Below are 5,269 nucleotides of genomic sequence, written 5' to 3' on the forward strand. Positions count from 1 at the left end.
GCCAGCGCAATGATGCTCGACGGCGTGTCTCGCGATCAGGGGCGCGCTGACTACAAACGAAATCTCGCGACCTACGCGCGGTGCTCTGAATCCGGCGAATGGCCGGGCTATTCGAAGGAAATCCAGCTCATCACTTTGCCCAACTGGGCTTTTCAGGAATAAAAATGAACGACCTCGTTGCATCGCCTTTTGGATCGCGCGCCGTCGCAGTCTCTGATACTGCCGGCGCCCGCCAGGATCAGAGTCGAGAACTCGCCGAAACGCAGGTGAAATACCTGATGGCCCAGCAGTTTCCGCGCGATGTCGTCGCGAACATGGACAAGATTCTGAACGCGTTCACTCGGCCAACGCTTGCCGAGCAATCGCAATATCAATTCTCGCGCGGCGGCAGTGACATCAGCGGCCCGAGTATCCGTGCGGCCGAAGCTATCGCCCAGCAGTGGGGAAACATGGAGCACGGCCTGCGCGAGCGCTCGCGTGGCATCGGTCCTGACGGTGTGCCGTTCTCTGAAGTCGAAGCCTTCTGTGTTGATCTGGAAGGCCGCACGACCTCGCGCATCCAGTTCATCGTGCGTCACTGGCGCGACACGAAACAGGGCGGCTACAAGCTCAAGGATGAACGCGACATCTACGAGTTGATGGCGAACATGGGGCAGCGTCGTAAGCGGGCTTGCATCATCGCGCAATTGCCTGGCGATGTCGTCGATGCCGCAATGTCGCAAGCTAATACCACGCTGCACGCCAAGGCAGACACGAGCCCCGAAGCTATTCAGAAGATCATCGCCGCATTCGAGCCGTTCGGCATCACAAAGGAGCACATCGAAAAGCGTATCCAGCGACGCCTCGACGCGATCCAGCCGGCCCAGGTGGTCACTCTCAAGCGCATTTATGCCAGCCTGCGCGACGGCATGAGCCAGCCTTCCGAATGGTTCGAAATGGCGGACGTCGCAGAAGCCGGTGCGTCGACCACGCTGAAGGACATCACGACCAAGCATGCAGCACAGAAAGCCGCGAGCAAGGCGAAGAAGCCGCAACAGGAACAGTTCGAACAGGTTGGATCGCCGGCCGTCGACGCGATCATTGCAGAGATCGACAAGGCCTCCGACGTCGATGTGCTCGATCTCGCGATGGACGGCTTCCGCGGCGACACCGAGGCGATCAGTGCCGAGGACATGCAGCGCATCGAATCCGCGTATCAGAACCGCCGCGAAATCCTGCTCGGAGCCTGACGTGACCATCGACTGCCCCATCCGCACCGCCCTCAAACAGATTGCGCCGCACCTCGAAACGCTCAATCCGATCGATCGCGAGCAGCTTCGCCCAGCCGTGCGTGCGGTCGAGAACGACGTCGAAGTGATCCACGTGCCGGACCGCGTTGTCGCGAGGATTCGTGATATCGCGGCGCGCATGCCGAAGCAGTAAGCCAACCTTTCCCCGAAGGAGACTTTCCGATGAAAGCATTAGAGATGGACCGCAAGCTTATCAAGATCGTCGCCGTTCAGCCGGTGGCCGAATTTAAAGGCGATCAACGCGACCACGGCATCAGCGTTACGTTCGAACGCAACTTCGATAACTCGATCCTGCTCGAGTTCGGTGGCGAAGACATGCTCGAAACGCTCTACAAGGAAGAGGACGGCGAGCCGAAGTCCGACGCCAAGGGGCACGGAGAACTGACGCTGCCGGTGCCGGGAGTCAAACGCACCGCGCGTCGCAATCTCTGGGTGCCGATGCCGATGAAGCTTAGCAAGATTCTCGACGGCTGGCAGATCGTATATCACCGCGGCGCGACGCCGCAGTCGGACATCAAAGCGATGGACGTGAAGTTCAGCGATTTCGTCCTCGTTGAAGCATGCGAAGGCGGCACGACGCCACTGCGTTTCAAGGGTTATCAGAAGCTGCCCCCCGGAATTGCAAGGCTACGTCGACCACATGGCACAAACCGAAGTGGAATGCACGTTCCGCGCACCGGAGCAGACACAAGCTGATCTGGTTGATCAGGCGCAAGGCAGAGGCAAACGCTCGGTACCCAAGAAGAAAACGGCAGCCGAAAAGGTCGGCGGCGATGACGATCCGTTCAAAGGCTCCGACCTTGCACGCGGCGCCGAGAACGGCCCGAACGATGACGAGACTGATGAGCAGCCCGAAGACGCAGAGCAAGCCGAATAACCCCTACTCCCGTCCCGGTGTCATCGCCTACCGCCGCATCACCGCCTGACACTTTTTCTATTTGATTGAGAGAGAGCATGAACGTGCTTATCGGATGCGAAGAATCCGGAACCGTCAGAGATGCATTCGCCGAACTCGGCCACAAGGTGCTCTCGTGCGACCTGCTGCCAACCCGTTCGGACGGTGCGCACTACCAGGGCGACGTGTTCGACGTGATCGATTACCCGTGGGACATCGCGATCTTCCATCCGCCTTGCACGCACACGTCGGTAAGCGGCGCGCGGCACTTCGCCGAAAAGTGGATGGATGGCCGCGGTGCTGCTGGCGTCTCGTTCTTCATGCAACTCGTTCGGCGATCGGCCCACATTCCGCGTACCCGCTTCGAGCAACCCGTGTCGATCATGAGCAGCCTTTACCGGAAGCCGGATCAGGTCATCCAGCCATGGCAGTTCGGCCACGGCGAGACCAAGGCAACGTGCCTCTGGCTGAAGGGTTTGCCGCTGCTGACGCCGACGCAGATCGTCGACGGCCGATCGGATCGCATCCACAAGATGGCGCCCGGCCCTGAACGCGCCCGCGAGCGCTCCAAGACATACGACGGCATCGCGCAGGCAATGGCAGCGCAGTGGGGCGCAGACCCATTCATCCGCGCAGCTATCGCCGCAATGACAGATACCACTATTCGAGGTTGAAAACATGGATTCGAAACAAGTAATCAAGGCGCTGACCGACTCGGATTGGAGTCATTCGTCTATCGGCAACAAAGCAATCATTCAGGCCGCTATCGAACTGCTGGGCGCAAGGCGTGGCACCGATGAACAGATCCAGTTGGAACGCAAGCTGACGTGCGAAGCGATCGACGGCGCAATCGCGTTCGGCTATCAGAACATGAATCCGCCGCCGAGCGACGATCACTGGCTCGCGCCGTTCTGGAAGATCGGCCGCAAACAGGCCGAACTCGAAGCCGCCGCTCTTCATTCAGATGCAGCGCAAGCGCCGATCTATCAGGCGCGCCGTAGAAGACATATCAATACGTCATGGACGGATATATCGGAAGACCGTGTTGCAGACTATGAAAAAAGTCGTCATCACGAGGTCCGGAAAGTCTACGTCGCTCCAGGTGCGGCAGCGCAGGGGGAGGCAGCGACCACGGGCGTAATCGCTGCGGCCGAGGCGCTGATTGCCGCCGACCGTGTATGCGCCCTGACCGACGAACACGTCAATGCACTGGAGAACGCGATCGCGATTCAGCGGGGCAACGTTGCGTTGCCGGCGGCAGCGCAGGGGGAGGTGGTGCGGGTGGAATGCGAGTGGACATACGTGGGCGATCCGGAATACGCGTGGAACACCGGCTGCGGGGAGAAATGGGCATTTACCGATGATGGTCCGAAAGAAAACGGCATGCATTTTTGCCACTCGTGCGGCGGCAAGCTGACGATCAAAAGCGATGACCGAGCCGCTCCTTCTACCGGCGATCTGGGGGTGGAGTCGTGAGCAAATTCGCAATTGGACAGGTGTGGCGAGCTAAGAAGCCCGCGAATTCGGGTGGTCTCGTGAATGACCGCGTCATCCTGCACATCAACTACCTGGGTGCGATCCAGTACGACGGCCCTAGCGTTGCGCGCGGTCGGCACTACCCGATCGTGGACGAAACGACGTTCGAGAAGTGGGCTGGTCGCCAAGTGAAAGACGAGTTGCCTAAAGATGAATGGGCGCCGTGGAATTTCGAGGACGGGAGCAAGAACAAATGACCCACCCTACCGAGCCCGCTAACGGAGCGATGATGGAACTGACAGACGAACAGATTGATGAAATCGCAGAAGACGTTATCGGCGCGGGTACGCGTCTCAGCTACGAGCAAGCTCGCAAATTCGCCCGCGCCCTGTTATCTGCAAGCAAACCTGCCGTGCCAGCGCAGTTGCGGGATGCGCCCAAGCCTTTGCTTCAATGGCGCGATCTATACGACTCAATCAACCAAGTCACGGCGGCGCTCGGTTGTCATGGGTCGATCAGTGCTCGCGATGACCGCGTTCTGCATCTGATGGCATGCCTGAAGGCGATGGACGGCGGCGAATACACACCTGGAATGATGCCGCCAAAGGTCTACTACACCGCCCCTCAATCCTCCCTGCCCGCGAAAGCTGGAGAGGCATCGACATTCGTTATCCGCGCACTGGTGGCCGCAGGACACGTGTCGCAAGCAAAAGTCGATGAGGCGTTTGCGATTGCCGCGAAGACGCCCGGTGTCACTGAATCTGCCCCGGTGCTGGACAATGAGGGGGCTTTTGCGTATGCGCCTTTGCCTGAATTCAGGCAGGCCATTGACGGCGTTCACGGTGGATCATGCATGACGGTCTGTTTCGATCGGGGTGGCGCATATCAAATTCCACTCTACGTCGGCGCCGCATCCCCGCAATCCCCGAAGGGCGATGAGCGGGCGGCAACAGAAGCGCAAGCGCCTGTCGGTCATTACGACGGTGACACAGAGCAAAGCCGCGCAGCGTTCCGAGACTACGACAAGCGCGAATTGGCGCGCACACGATCGGCGTGGCAAATCTGGCGCGATGCGTGTGCATGGCAAGCCCGCGCCGCATCCCCGCAGGCTACCGGGCTCATCGAGCAGCATCATCGCGATAGTGCTGAACTACGCCATCTTTGCGCCGCCCGTGACGAAGCGCGTCGGACTTCCGAATCGCTACGCGACATGCTCGATGATGCGCGCGACGAACTGAAGGCGATCCGGGAAGCGCTCGGCGTCGCGTACGAACCTCATCAGACTCTATTCGAGCGCATGCTTGAAACTGCCCGCGCGGCAGCACCGCAGGCCGGTGCGCGGTCGCCCTTAGACGTGGATGAATTGATGATGAAAGCCGGATGGCAAAACTCGGCAATTAGATTAGCTGATCTGCCGCTCGTTCGACGCGTGATCGACCTCGCTTTCGCCCACCACCACCCCACCGGTAAAGCCGAAGATGCGCAGGCAGATGATGCGCGAGACGCAGCGCGGTATCGGTGGCTGAGGGCGTATTACACGCGGGTGGTTGCGATGACCGATACCAGCGAAAACCTAGACATCGTGGCAATCGGCGAAATCGGCGATACG

Annotated in this window: 8 protein-coding genes; all 8 read left to right on the top strand. The window is 59.9% G+C overall.

The window, feature by feature from the left end; genetic code table 11:
• Positions 1 to 164 precede the first annotated feature (164 nt).
• A complete protein-coding gene (locus VL598_RS13325) occupies positions 165 to 1,229 on the top strand; it encodes a hypothetical protein (RefSeq protein ID WP_325327202.1) in 1,065 nt (354 codons plus the stop codon).
• Position 1,230: 1 nt separating this feature from the next.
• Complete coding sequence (locus tag VL598_RS13330; protein ID WP_325327203.1) at positions 1,231 to 1,422, top strand: hypothetical protein; 192 nt, start codon at positions 1,231 to 1,233, stop codon at positions 1,420 to 1,422.
• A gap of 29 nt (positions 1,423 to 1,451) precedes the next feature.
• Positions 1,452 to 1,985, top strand: coding sequence for a hypothetical protein (locus VL598_RS13335; RefSeq protein ID WP_325327204.1), 534 nt, complete (start codon positions 1,452 to 1,454; stop codon positions 1,983 to 1,985).
• Entirely contained in the window at positions 1,930 to 2,166 is a 237-nt protein-coding gene (locus tag VL598_RS13340) for a hypothetical protein (protein WP_325327205.1), read from the top strand. Before VL598_RS13335 ends, VL598_RS13340 begins: the two co-directional genes overlap by 56 nt.
• 77 nt (positions 2,167 to 2,243) lie before the next feature.
• Positions 2,244 to 2,858, top strand: coding sequence for a DNA cytosine methyltransferase (locus tag VL598_RS13345; RefSeq protein ID WP_325327206.1), 615 nt, complete (start codon positions 2,244 to 2,246; stop codon positions 2,856 to 2,858).
• 4 nt (positions 2,859 to 2,862) lie between these two features.
• The gene (locus tag VL598_RS13350; protein WP_325327207.1) at positions 2,863 to 3,660 is read left to right on the top strand and encodes a hypothetical protein; all 798 of its coding nucleotides are present in this window, start codon (positions 2,863 to 2,865) and stop codon (positions 3,658 to 3,660) included.
• On the top strand, positions 3,657 to 3,917 hold the full coding sequence (locus VL598_RS13355) for a hypothetical protein (protein WP_325327208.1): 261 nt from the start codon (positions 3,657 to 3,659) through the stop codon (positions 3,915 to 3,917). The genes VL598_RS13350 and VL598_RS13355 overlap by 4 nt, the downstream gene beginning before the upstream one ends.
• On the top strand, positions 3,914 to 5,269 hold a 1,356-nt coding region (locus VL598_RS13360; RefSeq protein ID WP_325327209.1), incomplete at its 3' end, for a hypothetical protein. The genes VL598_RS13355 and VL598_RS13360, both read left to right, overlap by 4 nt.

The organism is Trinickia sp. (assembly GCF_035492435.1).
Lineage (GTDB): Bacteria > Pseudomonadota > Gammaproteobacteria > Burkholderiales > Burkholderiaceae > Trinickia.

Coding starts and splice junctions, on each gene's coding strand:
- VL598_RS13325 (WP_325327202.1), top strand. CDS start 165: ATGAACGACCTCGTTGCATCGCCTTTTGGATCGCGCGCCGTCGCAGTC.
- VL598_RS13335 (WP_325327204.1), top strand. CDS start 1,452: ATGAAAGCATTAGAGATGGACCGCAAGCTTATCAAGATCGTCGCCGTT.
- VL598_RS13340 (WP_325327205.1), top strand. CDS start 1,930: ATGGCACAAACCGAAGTGGAATGCACGTTCCGCGCACCGGAGCAGACA.
- VL598_RS13345 (WP_325327206.1), top strand. CDS start 2,244: ATGAACGTGCTTATCGGATGCGAAGAATCCGGAACCGTCAGAGATGCA.
- VL598_RS13350 (WP_325327207.1), top strand. CDS start 2,863: ATGGATTCGAAACAAGTAATCAAGGCGCTGACCGACTCGGATTGGAGT.